This is a genomic window from Flavobacterium silvisoli (assembly GCF_004329815.1).
Lineage (GTDB): Bacteria > Bacteroidota > Bacteroidia > Flavobacteriales > Flavobacteriaceae > Flavobacterium > Flavobacterium silvisoli.
Window position 1 is genome coordinate 160693 of the sequence record NZ_SJPE01000003.1, and the last position, 24625, is coordinate 185317.

Consider the following 24625-nt stretch of genomic DNA (forward strand, 5'->3'; position numbering starts at 1 on the left):
TCTAATTCGAGCAACAGCAAGGGTTGTTGCAGTTATCAACAATTTTATTAACAAAATATTTCTGTAACTTATTTAAAAACAAAAGAATAAGTGGTTTTCAACAAAAAAAGACGAATGAATCATAAATTCCAAACTGGCAATATTTCGTCATTTTAGGGCGATTTCCCACAAATAATTGGATTTTCAGAGGGAGTTATCTTTATAAAAGATTATTTTTACATTTACAGAAAGATAAAATTGTATGAAAATTATAATAATAAACGGCCCCAATCTTAACTTATTAGGGCAACGAGAACCCGAAGTATATGGCAGTCTGTCTTTTGACATTTTTTTTAACGGTCTGAAACGAAAATACACAACCGTTGAGTTACACTATTTTCAAAGCAATATAGAAGGTGAAATTATTGACAAACTTCAGGAAGTAGGCTTTTCGTATGACGGCATCATTCTCAATGCTGCAGCATACACCCATACTTCCATCGGAATCGGAGATGCGGTTAAAGCCATCACCACACCGGTTATAGAGGTACACATATCCAATACCTTTGCCCGGGAAACATTCCGCCATCAGTCTTTCATTTCGCCAAACGCCAAAGGAATCATCATTGGTTTCGGACTCAAAAGTTACGAATTGGCTCTGCAATCCTTTTTATAAACCCAACCATAACTCCCATGTTGCTCAAAAAAACACTAGCTCTTTATTGCTTACTGTCAACATTTTTTTCGTTGGCACAAATAAAAGGGACCGTCAGCGATGTAAACGGCAAACCACTGCCATTCGTAAACATCTTTGAAGAGAACACTTATAACGGCACCACTACGAATGATTTGGGAAAATTTGAATTGAACATCAAAACCCCGGGGACACACAAAATTATTTTCCAGTATTTAGGATATAAAACGGTTAAAGAGGTAATAGAACTCAACAAAACAGCAGTGGTTATTGATGTAATGATGCAAGAGGAAAACATCACGCTCAACGAAGTTGTAATCAACCCAAAAGACAATCCGGCCAATGAAATCATCAGGAATGCAATAAGAAACAAAAAAGAAAATTCGGAAAAAACCGCCCGTTACAAATCTGATTTTTATTCGCGCGGTATCATACGCCTGAAAGATGCACCCAAAACCATCATGGGACAAAAGTTTGATTTTTTTGACGAAATCCTCGACTCTACGCGAAGCGGCATCGTTTACCTTTCCGAAACAGTTTCCCGAATCACATTTCAGAAACCCGACAAAATGAAGGAGGTCATCGTGGCTTCAAAAGTAAGCGGAAAAGACAACGGCTTTAGCTTTAATAATGCTGCCTCGGTGAATTTTGATTTTTATGAAAACTACCTGCCTTTTGAAGTTAATGTGGTCTCCCCTATTGCTGACAATGCATTTAACTACTACAAATACAAATTTGAAGGTTCATTTTTTACCGAAAACCGACAACAGATTAACAAAATAAAAGTCATCCCACGTCGCGATACCGAACCCGCCATGGAAGGATACATTTATATAGTAGACGATTCCTATTCTATTTATGCGATTGATTTGTCAATCAAAGGCAATCAGATGCAGACACCCGTTATCGATAATTTGACTCTGAAACAGAGCTTCAGTTATAATTCGAACAACAAGATATGGGTAAAAAATACACAAACGCTCGATTTTGTTGCCGGCATGCTCAGCATCAAAGTCAATGGCCGCTTTACGTATGTCTATTCAAATTTTGAATTTGAAAAAGAGTTTGCCAAACGAACTTTTACCAACGAAATTCTCTCGTTTGAAGAAAACGCCAACAAAAAAGATGATGTTTTTTGGAACACTATTCGACCTGTACCGCTGACTCAGGAAGAAGCTACTGATTATGTCAAAAAAGACATTTTACAAACCAAAAAGAAATCGCAGCAGTATCTTGATTCTATTGATGCCAAGCACAATAAGTTCAAACCCATGTCAATTCTGAGTGGTTACAGTTATAAAAATTCGTTTAAAAAATGGTCCCTCAATTATGACGGACCGCTGTTTTTGCCTTCTTTCAATACCGTACAAGGATGGCGTATAGATGCCGGTTTATCATATTTTAAACGCGATGAAGAACAAAAAAGCTACACCAGTATAGGTACCCGTTTTACTTATGGTTTTTCAGAAGATAAAGTGAGAGGAGTATTCAACTATGCTCACAAATTCAACAACACCAACAACAGCTTATTAACGATTAACGTAGGAAGTTCGGTGAGTCAGTTCAATTCAAACAATCCCATTAGTTCCTTAGTAAATACTGTCGGTTCTTTATTCTTTAAAAATAATTACATGAAGTTGTATGAGAAGAATTTTGTGTCGGCATTTTTCGGCAGAGAAGTGGTGAACGGATTTTACATGAATGCCGCGGTTGAGTATGCCGAAAGAAAACCGCTTTACAACACTACCGATTACACCATTATCAAAAGCAATGACTTGTACAGCTCCAACAATCCGCTTGCGCCGGAAAATGAAACCTCAGCGGCCATTACCAAGCACAATTTGGTAAAAACCAACATAGCACTGCGATTTAATTTCGGCCAAAAATATTTATCCAGACCTGACGGCAAGTTCAACATTCCAAATGACGATTATCCCACACTGACTTTGGGTTATGAAAAAACGTTTGCCGCTACCGAAAAACAATACGAGTACGACTTACTTTCATCCCGTCTGAACTATGAAGTGACTTTGGGAAACAAAGGATTCATGCAAATGAATTGTAAAGTCGGTAAATTCTTCAATGCTGAAAGCATTTCGTTTGCAGATTACAAACATTTCAATGGCAACCAAACTCATATTGCTCAAAGCGAAAGTTACACCAACGTATTCAATTTACTGCCTTATTACACCGCCAGTACAAATGATAGTTATTTTGAAAGCCACCTGGAGCACAACGACAAGGGGTATCTGATGAACAAACTGCCTTTACTCAAATACCTGCAGGCACAATTGGTTTTAGGATTTCACAACCTTGCCATTCCGGAGCGTAAGCCTTATCAGGAATTCACCATCGGTTTAGATAATTTAGGCTTTGGTAAATACCGCTTGTTGCGTATTGATTACGTTCGTGCTTATCAAAATGGCTATCGGGGTGATGGAGTTATCTTTGGGCTGAAGTTTTTAAATGTCTTTGAATAATTAGAATCCAAACACATCATAACCAAAACGGATGAGTGTTCCGATAACTACAATTAAAAAAAAGACACGAATGAATTGATTCCCTTTTTTGATGGCCAACTTGGCTCCTAACCAGCCTCCGCAAGCATTACAAACAGACATAGGAACCGCTATGGTCCAAATGATTTTTCCTTTTAAAACAAAAAGAAAAATAGAACCAAAATTGGTAGCCAAATTCACCATCTTGGCATTGGCGGAAGCGTGAAGAAAATCGAAACCCAATAGAGTTACAAAACCTAATACCAAGAAACTACCGGTACCCGGACCTATAAATCCGTCATAAAACCCAATGAATACACTCATAACTACCGCAAAAAGTAATTGCTTTTTTGAAGAATAAGCCTTTATCTGATGGGCACCAAAATCCTTTTTGATAAAAGTATAAACGGCAATCACACTGAGCACTATCAGCAGTAATGGTTTCATAAAATCGTTGTGTACGAGTGTCAGCAGGTTTGACCCTAAAAAAGCCGAAACAAAAGCCACTGCAGCCATGACCGAAAGCAGCTTCCAGTTGATTTCAACGTTTTTGAGGTATTGTCGTGCCGCCAAAGCAGTACCGCTAAAGGATGGTACTTTTAAAGAACCTATTACAGAGGCAACAGCTAAATTAGGCAATAAAATCATAGCAACCGGGGTTTGAATCAAACCACCACCACCCACAATAGCATCAACAAAACCCGCAAAGAAAGCGGCCAGACAAAGTAGTATTATGACGTATGGTTCCATATTTTTTTTTGAAAATGAAAAGAGGCACTATCAGCGCCTCTATATTTATTCTTGTCTATCTTCTATTATCCTAGAACTATACTCTCACAATATTAGCTCCCAGTGCCCGAAGTCTTTCATCAATACGCTCGTATCCTCTGTCTATTTGCTCAATATTTTGAATAGTAGATGTTCCTTTAGCGGAAAGCGCGGCTATCAACAATGAAATTCCTGCGCGGATATCCGGCGAAGACATGGTAGTAGCTTTCAACTGCGATTTGAAATCATGTCCCATAACCACCGCTCGGTGCGGATCGCACAACATAATTTTGGCTCCCATATCAATCAGTTTGTCTACAAAGAACAAACGGCTTTCAAACATTTTTTGGTGGATCAACACATCTCCGTTAGCCTGAGTAGCCACAACCAATACGATACTCAACAAATCAGGTGTAAATCCGGGCCATGGCGCATCGGCAATGGTTAAGATTGAACCATCGATATCGGTTTTTACCGTATAGCCTTTGGTATGTGCCGGTATGTAAATATCATCTCCTTTTTTTTCAAGGGTAATTCCCAACTTTCTGAATACATTCGGAATTACTCCCAAATTTTCCCAACTCACATTTTTAATGGTAATCTCACTGCGGGTCATAGCTGCAAGACCAATCCAAGAGCCTATTTCAATCATGTCCGGAAGAATTCTGTGCTCACAACCGCCCAGTTTTTCCACACCTTCAATGATTAACAAATTAGAACCAACTCCTTTGATTTTGGCCCCCATAGAATTCAGCATTTTGCACAATTGCTGCAAATACGGTTCACAAGCAGCATTGTAAATGGTGGTAGTCCCTTCGGCTAAAACGGCTGCCATTACTATATTGGCTGTTCCGGTAACCGATGCTTCATCAAGCAACATATAGGTTCCTTTCAAACGACCTTTCGATTCTACTCCATAAAAATGATCCTCTCTTTCGTAACGGAATTTGGCGCCCAAATGGATGAAGCCCTCAAAGTGAGTATCCAAACGACGACGTCCGATTTTGTCACCACCCGGTTTCGGAATGTATCCGCAACCAAAACGAGCCAAAAGCGGACCAACAATCATGATTGATCCTCTCAAACTTCCTCCTTCTTTTTTGAACGCTTCTGTTTTTAAATAATCGATGTTTACCTCATCGGCTTGGAATGTATAATCACCGGGACCGTTTTTCTGAATTTTAACACCCAAATTACCTAATAAAACAATAAGTTTGTTGACATCAATAATATCCGGAATGTTGGTAATCCTTACTTTTTCTGAGGTTAATAATGCCGGACATAAAACTTGTAACGCTTCATTTTTAGCACCTTGCGGATGAACATCTCCTTTTAGTTGGATGCCACCTTCTATTTTAAAAGTTCCCATTTTTTGTAATTATAAAATCGTGAATTGCGAATCACGGCTGGCACGAAATAAATTAAAATCCAACCCTGCAATTCTTAACTATTTCTGATTGTTGTTATTTTTCTGAAAATTCTTTTTGCCGTTTTTATTCTTGTTGGATTTACCGTTGTTGTTTTGTTGCGGCATGTTTTTGTTTGACATTTTTTTGTTAGTACGCATCAAATCATTGGTGTTCAGCAACTCTTCTGTGCTTTGCAACAAATTCAACTTGCCTCCCGACAATTCAAACAAATGTTCAAAAATTACGGTATCGGTCACCGTATCTTTATTCCAACTCAGGTATGATTTTTTCATGTGGTTGGCAATGACTTTTACCAAAGCATTCTTCATTTCGCCTTCTTCCCAACTGTTGGCCACGTCAATCATGTATTTGATATTATTGCCGTAAAAACGATACTTAGGGTTTTTTTGCGGATAAGCTAATCGTTCCGGTTTAAGATGAATTACATCTTTACTCGGAATCGGATATGGCGAATCGACGTCTAATTTAAAATCAGACATGATAAAGATTTGATCCCAAAGTTTATGCTGAAAATCGGGCACATCGCGCAAATGCGGATTCAAACTTCCCATCACCTGAATGATGTATTTTGCCGCTTTGTTGCGTTCTTCCCTGTCTTGGATTAAAGTAGCCTGATCAATCAACTTTTGCAGATGGCGCCCATACTCAGGAATAATCAAATGCGGTCTTTCGGCATTATATTCTAAATGATGAACCACATCATTGGCATTTTCTTTAATATATTTTTCAGCCATCATAATGAAATTATCCCTTCTATGTTTGAAACTTCAATGTATTTCTCTACCACATGATCCGGGGTTTCCATCATTACATTCACAGAAATACTGGTATATTTTCCGGTTTTTGATTGTGTAGTTTGGATTACGGCTCCCATATTATCAAAGGCGTTTTCTACTTCTTCGACCTTTTTAGGATCCGTAGGTACAATAAACTTGTACAGGTATTCGCTTGGCCAATCTGAAGTGTTATTCAACTCTTCACGCAAGCGGATGTAAAATTCTGTCGTCTTCTTATCCATTTATTCAAAATAAAAGCAAATATACAGTATTGATTTCAGATATCGGAATTAGGAATCCACGATTTAAAAAAAATCAGCATCATCAGCAAAAAATAAAAGTCAAAACACTTTCGGTATTCTAATTTGTTTCAATAAATTTGCGCCTTATTTCAAAAAAAAACTTGAAAAAAGAGCTGATAGTCATAACCGGTGGTCCGGGCACGGGAAAAACCACAATCATCGATACACTTATCGAACAGGGTTATGCGTGTTTTCCCGAAATTTCCCGTCAGGTGACTATGGAAGCCAAAAAACAGGGAATTGAACAATTATTTCTGGAAAAACCACTACTGTTCAGCGAACTATTACTCGAAGGCAGAAAAAAACAACACCAGCAAGCACTTCAGGATCAAGCCGAAATTGTATTCTTAGACCGCGGTATTCCTGATATTTTAGCCTACATGCATTACATAGGCGACAGCTACCCTTCTTTTTTTGACCAAGCAAGTAAAGACCATAAATACTCTAAAATTTTTGTATTGCCACCTTGGGAAGAAATCTACGAAAGTGATGAAGCCCGCTACGAAAATTTTGAACAGGCCAAACTTATTTTCGCTCATTTACTCGAAACATACCAAAAATACGGGTACGAATTAATTGAAGTTCCCAGAGGAACAGTAGAAGAACGCGTTGAGTTCATCTTAAACCAACTGGCATAATTACACTTTTTGTGTAACTCAGAGCCGATTCTTTTTTCTATTTTTATCCAAAATCCGAATTAGTTGCTAATTCCTAACGAACCTTTCAACATTTGAATACAGCTCTGGAAATACTCCAAAAGTATTGGAAACACGATGCTTTCCGCGAACCACAGCAAGCCATTATCCATTCGGTGATGGATGGAAATGACACGCTTGCCCTAATGCCGACGGGTGGCGGAAAATCGATTTGTTTTCAGGTACCTGCGTTAATGCAAAGCGGTATCTGTTTGGTTATTTCACCGCTCATTGCTTTGATGAAAGACCAAGTCAAGAATCTGCAGAACAAAGGTATTAAAGCCATTGCACTTACCGGAGGAATTCATCAGGATGAAATTATCGATTTATTAGACAATTGTCAGTTTGGCAATTATAAATTCCTGTACCTTTCACCCGAACGTTTACAGAATGATTGGATTTTGGAACGCATCAAAAACCTTCCGATTAAACTGATTGCTGTTGACGAAGCACATTGTGTGTCGCAATGGGGCCATGATTTCAGGCCCGCCTATTTAAAAATTGCTCAACTGAAAGAGTATTTTCCTAAAGTCCCTTTTATGGCTTTGACAGCTTCGGCCACACCCAGAGTCAAAGAAGACATTATAGCACAGTTAAAGCTGAATAAACCGCAAATTTTCTCAAAATCTTTTTACAGAGAAAACCTTGCTTATATGGTTTTTGAAACCGAAGACAAACTCCATCTTTTACAACAAATCCTGAAAAAAAATCCGCAACCATCCATCATATATGTCACCAACAGAAAGTCTTGTCTGGAAACCGTAAATCAACTGGAAACCATGGGTTTTACAGCAACATATTACCATGGCGGACTAACCCACAAAGACAAAGCTGCTCATATGCAACTCTGGATGGAGGAAAAAGTACAGGTCATGGTAGCCACCAATGCTTTCGGAATGGGAATTGACAAAGCTAATGTCAAAACCATAATCCACTTGCATTTGCCGCAAAACCTAGAAAACTATTATCAGGAATCCGGGCGGGCGGGTCGCGATGGTGAAAAAGCATTTGCAGTAATGCTCAACAATCCTTCGGACGTGTTACATGCCGAAGCACAATTTCTGAGCATTTTGCCCGACAAAGCTTTTTTAAATTTAGCTTTCTCCAAACTCTGCAATTATTTTCAAATAGCCTATGGTGAAGGTATAGATGAACAATTTGGGTTCAACCTGAATCAGTTTTGCATCAAATACAACTTACCGATGCTGAAAACTTATAATGCACTGCAGTTTTTAGACCGTCAGGGAATCATTACCTTGTCACAGGAATTTTCAGAAAAAATCAACATTCAATTCATCATTCCTTCAAAAGAAGTAATTCGATACATGAGTCTCAACCCAAATGATGAAGAAATCATTCTGACGATTTTGCGTACTTATCCCGGAATTTATGACATGCAGACCGCTTTCAATCCGCAGCTCATTGCTAAAAAATCGAACAGCACTGATAACGCGGTACTATCACTGTTGCAAAAACTGAAAGAAAAAAATATCCTTGAAATGATTGCCAAAAACAATGATGCTGCGATAACTTTTAACGAAGTCAGAGAAGACGAGCGCACCATCAACAGAATCTCTAAATATTTAGAGACTCAAAACAAACTGAAGGTTGAGCAACTTCAAGCGGTACTGCATTACAGCAAAGACACCAAAACCTGCAAACAAAAACTGCTGATGGCCTATTTTGGCGAAAGTCTAAACGAAGATTGCGGCATTTGTTCCTACTGCATTACGAAAAACAAACCAACTCAACATCCGGAAACTGTTACTGAAAAAATAATCGAATTACTGAAAATACAGGATTTCAATTCGAGAGATATTCAAAAATTGACCAAATTTCCCAAGGACGATGTTATCTTTGCCCTGCAAAAGCTTTTGGACGATCAAATCATCAGCATTAAACCAAATAATTCATACTCCTTACAATAAAGGATTCATTCCTAAAACAGAGTCAGGATTACTAAATCAATATATAATATATGGAAAAGTTGCGTATTGTTTTCATGGGTACCCCTGAGTTTGCCGTAGGCATTTTAGACACAATTATCAAAAACAACTATGAAGTAGTGGGTGTCATTACTGCTACTGACAAACCTGCCGGCAGAGGACAAAAAATAAAATACTCGGCCGTGAAGGAATATGCCCTAGCACACAACTTAAAACTCCTACAGCCTGTCAACCTGAAAGACGAAACGTTTTTAGCCGAATTACAAAGTCTCAATGCAAATCTGCAGGTAGTGGTTGCGTTCAGAATGTTGCCCGAGGCGGTATGGCGCATGCCAAAATTAGGAACCTTCAATTTACACGCCTCCTTATTGCCAAATTACCGCGGTGCTGCACCTATTAATTGGGCCATTATTAACGGAGAAACCAAAACCGGAGTAACTACATTCTTTATAGACGATAAGATAGATACAGGCGCCATGATTCTTAGTAAAGAAATTGAAATCGGTTCAGAAGAAAACGCAGGCGAACTTCACGACAAATTAATGAAGCTAGGGAGTAAAGCAGTAACAGAAACTTTGACAATGATTGAAAGAGGTGTGGTCAATACAACCATACAAATAGACAATCCGGAAATCAAAACAGCCTACAAACTCAACCGTGAAAACTGTAAAATCGACTGGACAAAATCGGTTGCCGAAATTCACAATTTAATTCGCGGCTTATCTCCCTATCCGGCAGCTTGGTGTATCTTTAAGGATAATGGTGAAGAATGGAATGTCAAAATTTACGCGGCACAAATTATTCCTGAGCATCATTCGTTCAAAACCGGTCAAATCATTACCTCTAAAAAAGAAATTAAAATTGCAGCAAAAGATGGTTTTATTCAAATATTGAGTCTGCAACTTCCGGGAAAGAAAAAAATGCAAGCTCAGGAACTGTTAAACGGTGTTGCCTTTTCGGAAAAAGCTCAGGCAGAATAAGGTCTGAAGCGATTTTTAAACACAAAAACACGATAAAAAGCATTGGTTTATCAACAAATAAATCAAGTTATCAACAAAATTTTGAAAAAAACACGAAAACGCTTGCACAGTAAGCAATTCCTATTAAATTTGTTATCATTAACAAAATGTTTAACCAACAATTAATAACTAACATTATGAACAAATCAGAATTAATCGATGCAATTGCAGCTGACGCTGGAATCACAAAAGCAGCTGCTAAACTAGCTTTAGAATCATTTTTAGGAAATGTGGGCGGTACCTTGAAAAAAGGTGGAAGAGTATCTTTAGTAGGTTTTGGTTCTTGGTCAGTATCTAAAAGAGCTGCCAGAGAAGGAAGAAATCCACAAACTGGTAAGACTATCAAAATTGCTGCTAAAAATGTAGTTAAATTCAAAGCTGGTGCTGAATTAGACGGAGCAGTAAACTAATAATTAGTTCTTCTGATATACATAATCCATCCTGAGAAACCGGGATGGATTTTTTGTTTTTTGTTAAAATCATTTGGATTTTTAATTTTTTTTTACCAACTTTAGTAAAAAATTATCACAATGATCTCAGAAAAATTAGAAAAAGGTCAATTATTAATAGCCGAACCGTCCATTATTGGCGATTTGTCTTTTAACCGATCTGTAATTTTATTGGCCGATCACAACAAAGAAGGTTCTGTGGGTTTCATCCTCAACAAACCTCTGAAATACGCCATACGGGATTTGCTCCCGGAGATCAATTCAAAATTTAAGATATACAACGGCGGCCCTGTTGAACAGGATAATCTTTATTTCATACACAACGTCCCGCATTTAATCCCCAACAGTGTCGAAATATCGAACGGTATATTTTGGGGAGGCGATTTTGAGCTCACTAAAGATTTGATTAACTCAGGCATCATCAAGAAAAAGAATATTCGTTTCTTTTTGGGATATACCGGTTGGGATGCTGAACAACTCGAAAACGAAATGCACGCCAGTTCTTGGATACTGTCTAAAAACATTTATAAAAACAACATTTTAGGCAAATCGTCGGCTCATTTCTGGAAAGAAAAAATTATCGAGTTAGGTGGGGAGTACCTCATTTGGTCAAACGCTCCCGAAAACCCTATACTGAATTAAGCTACTATCAATGCATTCAGCTGCTCCACTAACTTTTTAGATAACGAGACTTCAAATTCCTTTTTGCGGTATTTCGTTATAGGTTGAATTCCCGTGATAACATTTGTTATAAACAACTCATCCGCTTTTTGCAAATCAAACGGCGAAACGGATTCTTCCGACACCACAAGATTATCTGTATTTTTAGCCAAAGCCATCACCTGCTTTCTCATTATACCATTCAAACAACCTTCTGTAAGTGGCGGTGTAATTAATTTGTCACCCATCAACATAAAAAGATTACCATTAATCGCTTCCACTACATTCTTATCTTCGTTAATCAGCAAACAAGAATCCAATTGATTTTCTTTTGCAAAAATACCCGCGGTAATATGAATGATTTTAGTATTGGTTTTGAGTGTGGAAATCAATTGTTTTGACACCGAAAAATCTTTGTATAAATCAACTTCAAAAGAAGATTCTGAAAGTACATAAGCCTTATTTTTCAATTCAGAAGCTGTAATCGCGAACGAAACCGAATTGTCCGATGGAGTGTAAAATCCGCCTTCATTTCTGAAAACCGTCAATCGGACACGAGCAGATTCGAGTAAATTTTGAGTTCTGACTAAGTCTAAAATCTGCGCCTCTAAATATTCCATGGTAAACGACATCGGGATTTCCATACGAACAATTCGCATAGAAGCCATCAATCTGAAATAGTGATCTTCAAAGAATAAAATTGTATTGTTTACAATTTTCAAAGTTTCAAACACACCGTCACCATACAGAAATGAACGATTTGAAACGCGTATTTGTAAATCAGAATCCTGAATAGTACCGTTAAAATTTACCATAAAAAAAGTCCCGTTTTAAGCGGGACAAATATAAGGCAATAATAAGTATTTATATAGAACCAATGACGTGTTTTAGGTCCGAAATTTGATTTTCCCACAACAATTTAGCTTCATCAATTTCATTCTCTTCGGCAAAATCAACAACCATCAACGACACATCTTTAGTAATCTCGTCTTCTAAGATTCGCAGCTCAAAATAATAATCGGTATCTTTTTTGGCGTCATCCACCCATTTGAATTTTACTTTTTCCCCGGTTTTTTTTGAGGCCAAACGAGCATTTTCTTCAGTATCATTCCAAATAAACGTAAAAAATTCACCTCTTGAATTCACATTATCAGCAAACCACTCCTGCAATCCGGAAGGCGTTGATATGTACTGATATAGCAATTGAGGGGATGAATTTAAAGGAAACTCAAGCTCATAACGAATTTTACTATCCATAGTCACAATAATTTTTTGGAAATATATAGAATATAAAATCAATATAAAAACGTTTTTTAAAAATAAAAAAAATAAGTGTTTTAAGTTTGCAACCCTAAATTTAAATTTTATATTTGCACCCGCATTCAGGGAATATTACTTATTGGCGAGGTAGCTCAGTCGGTTAGAGCGCAGGATTCATAACCCTGAGGTCGGGAGTTCAAATCTCCCTCTCGCTACAAATAGAAAGGTTTGGAGACTTCCAAACCTTTTTTCTTTTTCTGCAAACACACTTCTGCTTTTCTCTTTACATAAATTACTGATATTCAAACAACGACAAAAAACCATTAAGCAAAATAAATTTAATTTTTTTGTAAGATTTTTATATATTAAATTATTTATATAATGCATTTTGTCGATTATTTTATGCTTTTTATCGATTATTTGAAATGACTTTTTACTTTTGAAATGTCAAATAATCAAATGAAGCATTGTTTCTTCATTTAAATAATAAATCATAAACCCCCCGAGTTATGAAAAATTTATTACTTAATTTAAAGAAAAACTATGGGCTTGCTCTTATACTCCTACTAAGTGTAATAACAAATGGTCAAATCAGTTCACAAAACTGCACATCTACAGGAATCTTCACAAGATCTTTGTGGCACACCCAAATAAAAGAATCAAACACAACAGAAGCGGCTGCGGTTATTACTTCCATATCCAGCAACAGTGTTACTCACAACATCTATTTCAATCCGACAGTTAACTTTATCAACAACTATAACCTGTCTTGCCAGCCTTTTAATAACAATGCCCCTAATTGGGTATTCCGAAATGTAAACAACAGTAGATTTTGGATAGGAAGAAGTAAAAACTATAACTGCAACTCAAACGAAAAAGTTGTCAACAAAACTGATTTCAACAAAAGAAAAAGCGACGCAAAAGAAAGTTCTTTAGCTTTAAAGTACGGCGTTACTCTGGGTAAAAACGGCATCGCCCAAAATTATGTCGATTCAAACGGCACAGTCGTATGGAATGCAACTGTCAATTCGGGCTTCAATTATAATATTGCCGGAATCGGAAGAGATGATGTTTCAAATTTATATCAAAAACAATCCACCAGCTCCAATACAAATCCAGTAATAACTATCGGATTGGGAAGCATTGATTTGACAAACACTGCCAATACCAACACTTTTGGCAGTGACCGACAATACCTTGTTTGGGGAGATAATAACGGGACTATGAATGACTCGGGTAAGGATTTGATAATTACTTTTGGCGGTAGTTCAAATGTTACAACCACGACCGACTTGCCCAACAAAAAATGGAAAATTGTTGAAACCGGAGGTGATATCGGAACTGTTAAAATTGCTTTAGCTACTTCAGATTTAGCCCAACTTCCGGCTTTAGCAGGCAACGATGCTTATGTGATGATTGTTGCCGGCGATGAAGCTTTTACTACCAATGTAGGAACCGTTTTTTTAACCACAAACGGAACCAAACAGGAAGCAACTTATGACTTTGATGGGGTTCAATATTTCACTTTTGGTGTGGCTCACGAAACAGTTCTTTCCAGAAGCTTGGATTTTAACGGCACTGACAATGTAGTAAAAACAGATAACCACAACAATCTGTCCGCTTCATTTTCAATCATGTTCTGGATTAAACCGGAAGGAGCAAACAGTTTATCAAATGACAGAACCATTGCAGCCAAACACGACGGCACAACAGGTTTCAGAATGTACTTATCCTCAGACAATAAAATCAACGCATCATGGTCGGGCGGAACCGGCATTACCTCAAGTGTTGCTTTGCCCAATTCGGAATGGCACAACATAGCTGTTACTTATAATGGTTCAAACATCAAATTGTATATCGACGGGGTTTTAGACACTACCGTAACATCGGCAGCGCCAACAACCAATACAGCTAGTTTTTCTATAGGCGCTGAATACCGGAGTAAATCCGTTACCACCAACCACTTTAAGGGTGGCATCGATGAATTCAGACTTTGGAATAAAGCCTTATCACAAGCGCAAATCCGATTCATCATGAACCAGGAAATCCAACAAAACGGCACTAAAACAATCGGAAAAATACTACCGAACAACCTTACCAAAAACGATATCAGTACTTTAAATTGGACTTCATTGGACACTTACTATTCGATGAACTCCTTCATCGGTACTCATATAAATGATGATTCAAACAACAGTCATCGCGGCAATATTTTGAGTTTGGGAAATTTAACTGTAGAACCTCAAACCGCCCCTATGCCCTATCAAACTGCGGCAGATGGGCTTTGGTCAGACAATTCTACATGGGTAAATGGAAATTCTCAAGCCGTGCCATACAGTCTTTCTATTATTGACGGATCCACTCCTATAGATTGGAACATCGTCAGAACATCGCATAACATTACAACAACGGGAAATAAAGTTGTGATGGCATTGGATGTAGACAGCAATACTTTATCGGTTAACAATGACTCCAAAATCCAAGTATCTCATTACTTGAAAATAGACGGGAAAATCGACTTAACAGGCAAATCACAATTGATTCAAACCAACAACAGCGATTTAGACCCTGCAAGTTCCGGTTCATTAGAACGAGACCAGGAAGGGCAATCCAACAGATTCAATTACAATTACTGGTCTTCACCTGTGAGTTCAATCAACTCTTCTACCATTAATCATGGGTTTACTATAGCGGGAGTAATGAAAGACGGCACAAACCCTAACAACATTCAAAACATTAACTGGACTAGCGGAATCGATAGCGCTCCAACCAGTCCCATTACATTGAGCAGTTATTGGATATTTAAATTTCAAAACCAAAACAACAGCGCTGCCAACTGGATTCAAGTAGGACAAAACGGAACGTTGCTTCCGGGTCAGGGATTTACCTTAAAAGGGAGCAATACCGATGCAATACATCAAAATTACACCTTCATCGGAAAACCGAATAACGGAACCATTACCTCATACGTTGGTCCAAACAATCTGAATCTTTGCGGAAACCCATATCCCTCTGCCATTGATGCCAATGATTTTATTAACGACAACATTAACACCATCACGGGAACACTGTATTTTTGGGAACACTATGCTACAAACTCATCCCATCTTACCATCCAATATCAGGGAGGTTACGCAACACGTACATTAGTTGGAGGCACACCTCCGGTTTCACCATCGGGAGTGAGTGGTTTGGGTTCAAGTTCAAAAATGCCAAACCGATACATCCCTGTCGGACAAGGATTCTTTGTAACCGGTTCGGCTACCGGAGGAAACATTGTATTCAATAACAATCAAAGAACCTTTATAAAAGAAAACAGCAGCAATTCGTATTCTTTATTTAAAGTTTCTAACGCGACAACCACTGATACTTTCAGCCATGAATTTGACAATCGCAACGATAGTTTTACTGAAGAACCATTCATGAAATTAAGATTAGGATTCAATTCTCCGGACGACTATCACCGACAAATCTTAATCGGTTTCATGAATCAATACGCCACATCCGGATTGGATAAAGGTTACGATGCCATCAGTATGGACAACCCGTCTATGGATATGTATTTCATAAACAACAATAATAAATTAAATATCCAAGGCGAAGGATATTTTAATGAAAATAACATTTATCCGTTAGGCATAAAAACAGCAACTGCCGGAGTCGTAAAGTTTGTTATTGACGACAAAGAAAACATTGAACCCAATCAGGAAATTTACATCCACGACAATGTAACCGGTATATACAACAGCATACAAAACCAAGCTTTTGAAATCAATCTGCCGGCAGGTACCATAGAAAACCGATTCTCCCTTCGTTTCAAAAGAACCGATGCATTAGGAGTAAATCAAAGTGAAATATCAAACGGAATTGCTATAACACATTTACAAACGACAAAAACAATCAGCATTCAAAACACAACTACCGATACCACTATAAAATCAGTGCAGTTGTATAATTTGCTTGGACAAAATATACTGACATGGAAATTAGATGACCGTAATCAAACCAACATTTTGTTACCAACCACTAATCTCAGCACCGGAGCTTACATTGTAAAAGTGTTATCAGACAAAGGCGAGGTTTCTAAAAAGATTTTGGTAAAATAACATCCTTTACACAACATAAAAATCTTCTTTTATGAGGAGTTTTTCAGTTGTAAAATTGGCATTGTACCATCATCAAAAATATGTAATCTTTTTACCTGTATAAAATAAAATTAAATGTATTTTATCGATTATATAAATCTGTTTATCGACAATTAAGTTTAAATACTTTAGATTTGAAATATTAAAAATTTGAAGCCGAATTTAAACTTCATTTAAATAATAAATCACTAATTAAAGCCCCAAGCTATGAAGAATTTATTACTTAAATTACAAACCTACTATGTCTTATTCGGGATACTATTGACCGGATCAATCGGGTACAGTCAAAACAAATCACAAACCTTTTCAGGTTCCGGTACGTTTACCGTTCCTGCCGGCGTGACGCAACTCACAGTTGAAGCTTGGGGAGGAGGCGGAAAAGGAAGTACTCTTACGACCAACATAGGCGGTGGCGGTGGCGGTGGTGGTGCCTACATGAAAGGAATCATTAACGTAACTCCTTCCACCACTTACACAGTAACAGTCGGAACAGGAAGTTCAACCACCGCCGCAGGTGGGGATTCCTGGTTTAACAACAGTACAACCATCATTGCAAAAGGAGGCTCAAGTGCTGCAGACAACTCTTCTATAGGGGCTATAGGAGGTATTGCCACGGCTGCTTGCATCCCATGTACTTCATTTGTTTCTTATAATGGAGGAAATGGCGCTAATGGTTCGGGCACTACTTATGGCGGAGGTGGAGGCTCTTCAGCAGGTAATACTCAGGCAGGAAACTCGGCTACATCAGCAACGGGAGCAACCGCTCCAACCAATGGCGGAAATGGTGCCAACGGAAGAAGTACAACCCAAGGAAACGGAACTGCAGCCACCGGACTTGGAGGCGGAGGCGGAGGTGCATTGCGCACCTCATCCAATACCAGAAATGGAGGAAATGGTGCAAACGGTCAGGTAGTCATCAGCTGGGATGAAGCCGAAATCAATATCACCGGAAACGCTGTCTCCATAGCAGACGGAGATATAACTCCATCTACCACTGACGCGACTGATTTTGGTTCGGTAGCAGTAGCTTCAGGAACCATTACTAAAACATATACCATTCAAAATACCGGAACGGTAACCCTTACCTTGGGAACCATCACTCTTAGCGGTGCTAATGCTGCTGATTTCAGCATCACAACTTATCCGGGTACTTCAATCGCTCCCGGCGGAAGTACTACTTTTACACTTTCGTTTGACCCAAGTGCCGGTGGAACCCGAAGTGCAGTTGTTTCTATAGTAAACAGTGACAGCGACGAAAACCCATACGACTTTGCCATACAGGGAACAGGGTTGGAACAGGAAATAGACATCAGAGGCAATGGTGTTTCTATAGTAGATGGCGATACCACACCTTCTACAACAGACTGGACTGATTTTGGTTCAACCAACCCAACAAGAACCTACATTATTTACAACACAGGAACAACCGATTTGACCATAGGAACACTATCGTTAAGCGGAACAAATCCGGGTGATTTTGCCATAACCACAGCACCAAACAGCATTGTGGCACCGGGCACCAGCACCATGTTTACAGTAACCTTTACACCAAGTGCGGCTGGTGTACGTTCGGCCACCATATCTATCATAAACAATGACAGTAATGAAAATCCGTATGATTTTAAAATACAAGGTACCGGAGTAGCGCCTAACATGACCGTAAAAGGAAACAATGTTGCTATTAGCGACGGCGATACTACTCCAACCATTACCGATTGGACCGATTTCAATTCAACCAACATCTACTCTCCGATTACCAGAGTATATACCATTGAAAACAGTGGGAATTTGGCTTTAAATTTAACAGGAACTCCAATTGTCAGCATATCGGGGAGTACTGATTTTACCATCAGTATGCAGCCGGCTTCAACTGTACAGCAGAACAATGCGGTAAGTTTTACCGTTAGTTTTTCACCAACAGTTGTCGGCATAAAAACGGCGGATATAAGCATAGCCAATAACGACAGTGGAGCCGGGAAAAACCCATATACGTTTAGAGTAACCGGAACTGCTGTACAAACATTCATTGACAGCGATGGTGACGGAGTGTTTAACAACGTAGACAATGACGATGACAATGATGGTATTCCCGATTATATTGAACAAAGCTACGCCTCTGGTTCGGTGTTGAGCGCACAAGTGCAAATCACCTTACTGAATGAAACTTTTGGTGCCGGCACCGGAAGATCTCGAATCAACTCTTTTGTTCCAACAGCGTCTACCACTTATTGTTATGAAGACGGAACAACGGCTCAGGCTACCGATGAATGCGATACTGTTCTGGATTTGAACGACGGACAATATACCGTAAACAGCATTGCAGGAACCACAGCTGTGGCTTCGTGGGCACCAAGCTATTGGTACCAAGGGCCTGACCATACACCTTCAGACACTAACGGCCGTATGGCTTTGTTCAATGCAACGAACAATATTACTGATGAATTTTACAGAACCATCATTCAGGGGGTAATTCCGAATGCTCCTCTAACCTATAGTTTTTATGTACTGAATTTGGACCGAACCGATGCCCCCGGAATTGCCACAAGAAACCGTCCGAATCTGACGGTAGAATTTCGCGATTTGAGCAACAATTTAATCAGTACGCTCAACACCGGTAATATCCCTCCAACCTCAGCTGCTAATCCAACGGGGGATTGGTATCAATTCTCGTCTTCCTTTACCCCTACGACCACCGGCTTTTCTATTGTTTTTAAAAACAACCAACCCGGCGGATTAGGAAACGACTTAGCCCTTGACGACATTAAAATCATTCAAACTATCACCGATACAGACCAAGACGGTATAGGCGATGTATACGATTTAGACTCCGATAACGACGGGATTGGCGGAATCATTGAAGATGGCTGGGCCGCATTAAGCAACGGTAAAGACCGCATGGACTTATCCCCTTCTGTTTGGATTGATGCTGACGGCGATGGTTGGCACGATACCGTTCAGGCATGGTATGCCGCCCATGGACCCGCTAATTTTGATGGCGATGCCGTACCCAATTATATCGACTTAGATTCGGATAACGATTCGCTTTTTGATGTAGATGAAGCCGGAATTTACAATGGAGACGGCGATGTGAACGGTGATGGCGAAGGCGAAGGTGCTGACCCCGATGCGGATGGAATTGTAGGCATCTTTGATACGCTTTCAGGTTATGGGAATTCGGGTAAAGCATTGCCGGTGAATTCATACGGAGCTGCAAATCCGGATTATTTGAACGTCATGTCTAAACCGGGTGTTTATGACATTTCAACAACATTATATGCCAGTTTAGATGCTAATAATGACGGAATAATTGACGGCACAACCGATGCTGACCGTGACGGAATTCTGGATGCTTTTGATACCAGTATAACCGTTTATGGTTCGCCGAGAGATTTAAACCGAAAACTCCTGCTGGACTTTGACGGAAGAAATGATTATGCCGAAAAAACAGCTGTTTTGGGAGGCCTGGCCAACGCTTCCATCATGGCTTGGATTGATTTAAACCCGGCGTTCAATGCTGAAGGTGTAGTAGTGGGCCAGGATAAATTTCACCTGAAAATCAACAGCAATAAAAAACTTGCGGCTACCGTTAACGGAACTACACTAACCTATAACACGGCCTTAAACACTGCACAATGGTACCACGTTGCTGCCGTATACGGAGGCGGTTCGTTAAAACTCTACCTCAACGGGAATTTAGTTGCCACACAGTCTCTATCCGGAAGCATTGCGGCCGATGCCACCAAACTAACATTGGGCAGAAATCCGAACGGAACCGATAAATACTTCAAAGGAAAAATGGATGAAGTAAGAATCTTTAATGTGGCGTTGTCTGACGCACAATTGCAAAGAATGGTGTATCAGGAAATTCAAAACAACAGCTCACAGGTAAGAGGTGCCATCATCCCGAAAGACATTGGTGCACTCCCATTTGCCAACTTGCTGGGGTATTTCAGAATGGATACGTACAAAGACGATATTGTTGACGACTTGACCACTCCGGCTATAGATATCGGAACCGGTATGAAAATGTACAACCATAAAAATATTTATGTGCAACAGGCCCCAATGCCTTTTGTAACCGAACGAGCCGGAACATTTGCCACCGCTGTCAACAGTCCGACCAAAGACATTCGCGGATTGGACATCATGGATCAGGACTGGTCAATCGTTCAGGTAAAACACGACATCACCGAAACGGCCAACAATACCGATTTGGGTATGTTTGTTGATTCGGGCGTAACCATCAACATGAATAATGACACCAAAATTCAAAACGATTGGTACTTACTCCTCAATGGTAAAATTGACTTAAAAGGAAAATCACAGTTGGTTCAGACGGCTGAGAGCGATTTAGAACCAACCAGTTCAGGATACATTGAACGCGACCAACAAGGACAAACCAATAAATTCAATTACAATTATTGGTCATCGCCGGTGAGCAGCATCAACAACAGCAGCATCAACAATGGTTATACTGTAGCAGGCGTAATGAAAGACGGCACCGATGTTGACAACATTCAGGATTTACTTTGGACAAGCGACTTAAACAGTATTGCCACCACCCCAATTACCTTGAGCAGCTATTGGATTTTTAAATACCAAAACCTCAATAACAACTATTACAATTGGGAGGCGGTTGGGCCAAATGGTTCTTTGCTTCCGGGACAAGGCTATACCTTGAAAGGCAGCAACGCTTTAACCCCGACTCAAAACTATACATTCGTCGGCAAACCCAATAATGGAACCATAACCTCGACTGTTTCGGCTAATAATTTAATTCTTTGCGGAAATCCTTATGCCTCTGCTATCGATGCTAATGCTTTTATAACAGACAATAGTACTGCCACTACCGGAACCCTTTATTTTTGGGAACACTACAGCACCAACAGTTCGCACGTAACCGTACAATACCAAGGAGGGTATGCCACACGCAGCCTCGTAGGAGGAACTCCGCCTGTAGCCCCTGCGGGCATCAGCGGTTTGGGTTCGAGCAGTAAAACTCCGGGCAGGTTCATACCGGTGGGCTCAGGCTTCTTCGTATCGGGTTCTGCTACCGGAGGAACAATCACGTTCAACAACAGTCAAAGACTTTTTGTAAAAGAAGAAGACTCACAATCCAATACCTTATTCAGAACGGCCAATCCTACGGTCAGCAAAAAGAGCAAAACTTTTGACAACAGTGAAGATGTATATGTAGAAGATGATTTCATGAAACTCCGATTGGGCTTTACTTCGAGCGATAATATGCACCGTCAGATTTTGATAGGTTTTATGAACGAAAAGGCCACTTCAGGAATTGATGTAGGATATGATGCCGTGAGTCTCGAAAATTTATCCAATGATATGTACTTCATCAACGGAACAGCCAAATTGAATATTCAGGGCGAAGGCTATTTTAACCATGCCAACATTTATCCGTTGGGCGTTAAAAATGCAACTGCCGGAAACGTGACTTTTGCTATTGACGGCAAAGAGAACTTTCCGCAGAGCCAAAAAGTATTCATTTATGACAATGTGACCAAAAAATACAACAATATCAAATCGGAACCTTTCACTATTGCACTACCGGCGGGAACGATAGAAGATCGTTTTTCGTTGCGCTTTAAAAACGGAAACGGCAATGGAAACGGCAATCAAAACCGAATGGAACATGCCATAACCGTGAGCAACATCAGTGACACCAAAACCATTACCATTACCAACGGAATGCCGGAAATTGAGGTCAAATCGGTACTGTTGTACAACATGATTGGTCAGCAGGTAGCCGCCTGGGATGTAGAACAGCAGGATCAAACCAATATTGAACTTTCTACGAGCGGACTGACGACCGGTGCTTACATTGTAAAAGCCATTACCGATGATGGTGAAATCAACAAAAAAATTCTAGTTAATTAATATAAAAATGCCTTACCGAAAAACTCCCACTGGCTGGGAGTTTTTTATTTTTTGCCCATAATGAGCTCTTTCAGCAGGGCGTTTTCGAGGGTAAGTTTATTGATTTCGGCGGCCTGTTGTGCCAGTAAAGCATCCTTATCCGAAACCAGTTGGGGGTTATACGTATACTCTCGCGGCAGGGCATTGGCAATATCCATAAAAAAATTGTGCTTCGTGGCCTTACAAAGACGCATCAGGGTTTGGCAATGAATATACTGCCGCTTTTCGTAGGCATAAATGGCCGTGTTGGGAGTTCCCATTTGCTTGGCGACCTCGGTTCTTACCAGGCGATGCGCATCAATATACTGCTTGATTAGGTTTCCGATGTGTACTGAAGTTTCCATAACAACTGATTCTTTGGAGTTTATCAGACTAAATTACGAAAAAAAGTACACCCATTACGTTAATACAGAATAATTTCTATCGGATTATATCTTCATTACATCAACATATAAATATTTCTGCCAGATTATACCCCTATGATGTCAGCACATAAATACTTCTGCCGGATTATACTTTTCTTATAGTCAGCACAAAAACAGTTCATCCTGATTATATGTTTACAGGAAATTTGCATAATTTTTTCCGACAGCTTATACGAATCGTCGCTATTGCAGCTTTTGCAACAAATCGGCAAGGGACAGTTGCGCTTGTTCGCCTGAATTTAGGTCTTTCAGGGTAAACCAATCGCCGGAGATTTCTTTAACCACAAAAGGAATGTTTCGGCGTTCGGCGTGTTTGAACTGCTTATCAATCTTCGCAGCATCCGGATAAAGTTCGGTTTTGATGTTGTGGCTTCGCAACACAGCTATGGCTTTCATGGCTTCAAATGCTTGGCCTTCGCCAAAATTCAAAAACAACACTTTAGTGGATGTAGTCACCGTTTCGGGGAAGAGGTTTAATTCTTCGAGCACCAAATAAATGCGGTCTAAGCCAAAAGAAATCCCCACACCGCTCATGTTTTTCAGCCCGAAAATTCCGGTCAAATCATCGTAGCGTCCGCCACCGCCTATAGAACCCATAGCCACACCCGCGGGAGCAGCCACTTCAAAAATGGCTCCGGTGTAGTAATTGAGCCCGCGCGCCAGGGTCACATCTAAATCGAGATAGGCTTTTTGCAAACCTAGTTTTGTTACGTTGTCACAAATGAAACGCAGTTCCTCTATTCCTTTCTTTCCTTCTTCGGAAGCCGAAAGCAGGCCGGAAAGTTTTTCCAGTTTTTCATTTATCGTTCCGGTGAAGTTGAATAACGGCTGTACTTTTTGCAAAGCATCTTCTGAGATGCCTTTTTCGAGCATTTCTTTCTTTACGCCGTCCTCTCCTATTTTGTCGAGCTTGTCTAAAGCCACGGTAAAATCAATCAGTTTATCCGAAGCACCAATCACCTCAGCAATGCCCGACAGTATTTTGCGGTTGTTGATTTTGATGGTTACGCCGTTCAGTCCCAATTGGGCAAAAACAGCATCATAAAGCTGCACCAATTCTACTTCCTGCCATAAAGAGGTTGAACCTACCACATCGGCATCGCATTGGTAAAACTCTCTGAATCGCCCTTTTTGCGGACGGTCAGCACGCCAAACCGGTTGGATTTGGTACCGCTTAAACGGAAACTCAATTTCTCCCTGGTGCTGCACTACATAACGGGCAAACGGCACGGTAAGGTCATAGCGCAGGGCTTTTTCGGAAATCTTTCCGGTAAGTTTTTTGTAGTTTATAGTTTGCAGTTCCTCAGCAGGTACTTTATCTAAATAATCACCTGAATTCAATATCTTAAAAATCAAACGGTCTCCTTCTTCGCCGTATTTCCCCATCAGAGTATCGGAGTTTTCAAACGAGGGTGTTTCTATGGGCTGGTAACCAAATCGCTCAAAATGCGAACGCATCACAGCAATGATGTAGTTGCGCTTGGAAACCTCTGCGGGTGAAAAATCTCGGGTGCCTTTGGGAATACTGGGTTTTTGTGCCATTTTATTATTACGAATTTAGGAATGAGGATTTAAGAGTTGATTCATTTTACCATAAAAATCACCCTGCAAATATCTAGTTTTTTATGGATTTAAAATAACTATT

General features: G+C 39.7%; 17 protein-coding genes and 1 tRNA gene. 10 read left to right on the top strand and 8 right to left on the bottom strand.

Going from position 1 to position 24625, the window contains the following annotated elements:
• Nucleotides 1-241: 241 nt before the first annotated feature.
• Nucleotides 242-655 carry a type II 3-dehydroquinate dehydratase gene (aroQ, locus tag EZL74_RS04390; protein WP_131475378.1) on the top strand — a complete coding sequence of 138 codons (414 nt, stop codon included), beginning with the start codon at nt 242-244 and terminating at the stop codon, nt 653-655.
• A 71-nt stretch (nt 656-726) separates the two neighbouring features.
• On the top strand, nt 727-3153 hold the full coding sequence (locus EZL74_RS04395; protein WP_317125797.1) for a DUF5686 and carboxypeptidase regulatory-like domain-containing protein: 2427 nt from the start codon (nt 727-729) through the stop codon (nt 3151-3153).
• Here the strand turns inward: EZL74_RS04395 and EZL74_RS04400 are convergent, their stop codons facing one another.
• From EZL74_RS04400 to EZL74_RS04415, 4 genes are all read right to left on the bottom strand, one after another.
• Nucleotides 3154-3921, bottom strand: a complete 768-nt coding sequence (locus EZL74_RS04400) for a sulfite exporter TauE/SafE family protein (protein WP_131475380.1) — start codon at nt 3919-3921, stop codon at nt 3154-3156.
• Nucleotides 3922-3997: 76 nt separating this feature from the next.
• Complete coding sequence (murA, locus tag EZL74_RS04405) at nt 3998-5308, bottom strand: UDP-N-acetylglucosamine 1-carboxyvinyltransferase (protein ID WP_131475381.1); 1311 nt, start codon at nt 5306-5308, stop codon at nt 3998-4000.
• A 78-nt stretch (nt 5309-5386) separates the two neighbouring features.
• Nucleotides 5387-6103, bottom strand: a complete 717-nt coding sequence (locus EZL74_RS04410; protein ID WP_131475382.1) for a DUF4290 domain-containing protein — start codon at nt 6101-6103, stop codon at nt 5387-5389.
• Nucleotides 6103-6387, bottom strand: a complete 285-nt coding sequence (locus tag EZL74_RS04415; RefSeq protein WP_131475383.1) for a DUF493 family protein — start codon at nt 6385-6387, stop codon at nt 6103-6105. The genes EZL74_RS04410 and EZL74_RS04415 overlap by 1 nt, the downstream gene beginning before the upstream one ends.
• A gap of 161 nt (nt 6388-6548) precedes the next feature.
• Between EZL74_RS04415 and EZL74_RS04420 the strand changes: the two genes are divergently transcribed.
• The 5 genes from EZL74_RS04420 (at nt 6549) to EZL74_RS04440 (ending at nt 11198) form a co-directional block, all read left to right on the top strand.
• On the top strand, nt 6549-7085 hold the full coding sequence (locus tag EZL74_RS04420) for an AAA family ATPase (protein WP_131475384.1): 537 nt from the start codon (nt 6549-6551) through the stop codon (nt 7083-7085).
• Nucleotides 7086-7177: 92 nt separating this feature from the next.
• Nucleotides 7178-9070, top strand: a complete 1893-nt coding sequence (locus EZL74_RS04425; protein ID WP_131475385.1) for a RecQ family ATP-dependent DNA helicase — start codon at nt 7178-7180, stop codon at nt 9068-9070.
• 50 nt (nt 9071-9120) lie between these two features.
• Nucleotides 9121-10068 carry a methionyl-tRNA formyltransferase gene (gene fmt / locus EZL74_RS04430; protein ID WP_131475386.1) on the top strand — a complete coding sequence of 316 codons (948 nt, stop codon included), beginning with the start codon at nt 9121-9123 and terminating at the stop codon, nt 10066-10068.
• A 146-nt stretch (nt 10069-10214) separates the two neighbouring features.
• Complete coding sequence (locus tag EZL74_RS04435; protein WP_161971690.1) at nt 10215-10517, top strand: HU family DNA-binding protein; 303 nt, start codon at nt 10215-10217, stop codon at nt 10515-10517.
• Nucleotides 10518-10637: 120 nt separating this feature from the next.
• On the top strand, nt 10638-11198 hold the full coding sequence (locus tag EZL74_RS04440; RefSeq protein WP_131475388.1) for a YqgE/AlgH family protein: 561 nt from the start codon (nt 10638-10640) through the stop codon (nt 11196-11198).
• On the opposite strand, the gene EZL74_RS04445 is transcribed toward EZL74_RS04440, so the two are convergent.
• Both EZL74_RS04445 and EZL74_RS04450 read right to left on the bottom strand, forming a co-directional pair.
• On the bottom strand, nt 11195-12031 hold the full coding sequence (locus EZL74_RS04445; RefSeq protein ID WP_131475389.1) for an aminotransferase class IV: 837 nt from the start codon (nt 12029-12031) through the stop codon (nt 11195-11197). The two genes, EZL74_RS04440 and EZL74_RS04445, sit on opposite strands and share 4 nt — an antisense overlap.
• 49 nt (nt 12032-12080) lie before the next feature.
• Complete coding sequence (locus tag EZL74_RS04450) at nt 12081-12473, bottom strand: START-like domain-containing protein (RefSeq protein ID WP_131475390.1); 393 nt, start codon at nt 12471-12473, stop codon at nt 12081-12083.
• 144 nt (nt 12474-12617) lie between these two features.
• Here EZL74_RS04450 and EZL74_RS04455 point away from each other — a divergent pair.
• From EZL74_RS04455 to EZL74_RS04465, 3 genes are all read left to right on the top strand, one after another.
• Nucleotides 12618-12691, top strand: a tRNA-Met gene (locus tag EZL74_RS04455).
• Nucleotides 12692-12985: 294 nt separating this feature from the next.
• Nucleotides 12986-16582 carry a LamG-like jellyroll fold domain-containing protein gene (locus EZL74_RS04460; RefSeq protein ID WP_131475391.1) on the top strand — a complete coding sequence of 1199 codons (3597 nt, stop codon included), beginning with the start codon at nt 12986-12988 and terminating at the stop codon, nt 16580-16582.
• 246 nt (nt 16583-16828) lie between these two features.
• The gene (locus EZL74_RS04465; protein WP_131475392.1) at nt 16829-22516 is read left to right on the top strand and encodes a choice-of-anchor D domain-containing protein; all 5688 of its coding nucleotides are present in this window, start codon (nt 16829-16831) and stop codon (nt 22514-22516) included.
• Nucleotides 22517-22560: 44 nt separating this feature from the next.
• Here the strand turns inward: EZL74_RS04465 and EZL74_RS04470 are convergent, their stop codons facing one another.
• Both EZL74_RS04470 and hisS read right to left on the bottom strand, forming a co-directional pair.
• Nucleotides 22561-22899 carry a helix-turn-helix domain-containing protein gene (locus tag EZL74_RS04470; protein ID WP_131475393.1) on the bottom strand — a complete coding sequence of 113 codons (339 nt, stop codon included), beginning with the start codon at nt 22897-22899 and terminating at the stop codon, nt 22561-22563.
• A 264-nt stretch (nt 22900-23163) separates the two neighbouring features.
• Nucleotides 23164-24522, bottom strand: a complete 1359-nt coding sequence (gene hisS, locus EZL74_RS04475; RefSeq protein WP_131475394.1) for a histidine--tRNA ligase — start codon at nt 24520-24522, stop codon at nt 23164-23166.
• Between the last annotated feature and the right edge of the window lie 103 nt (nt 24523-24625).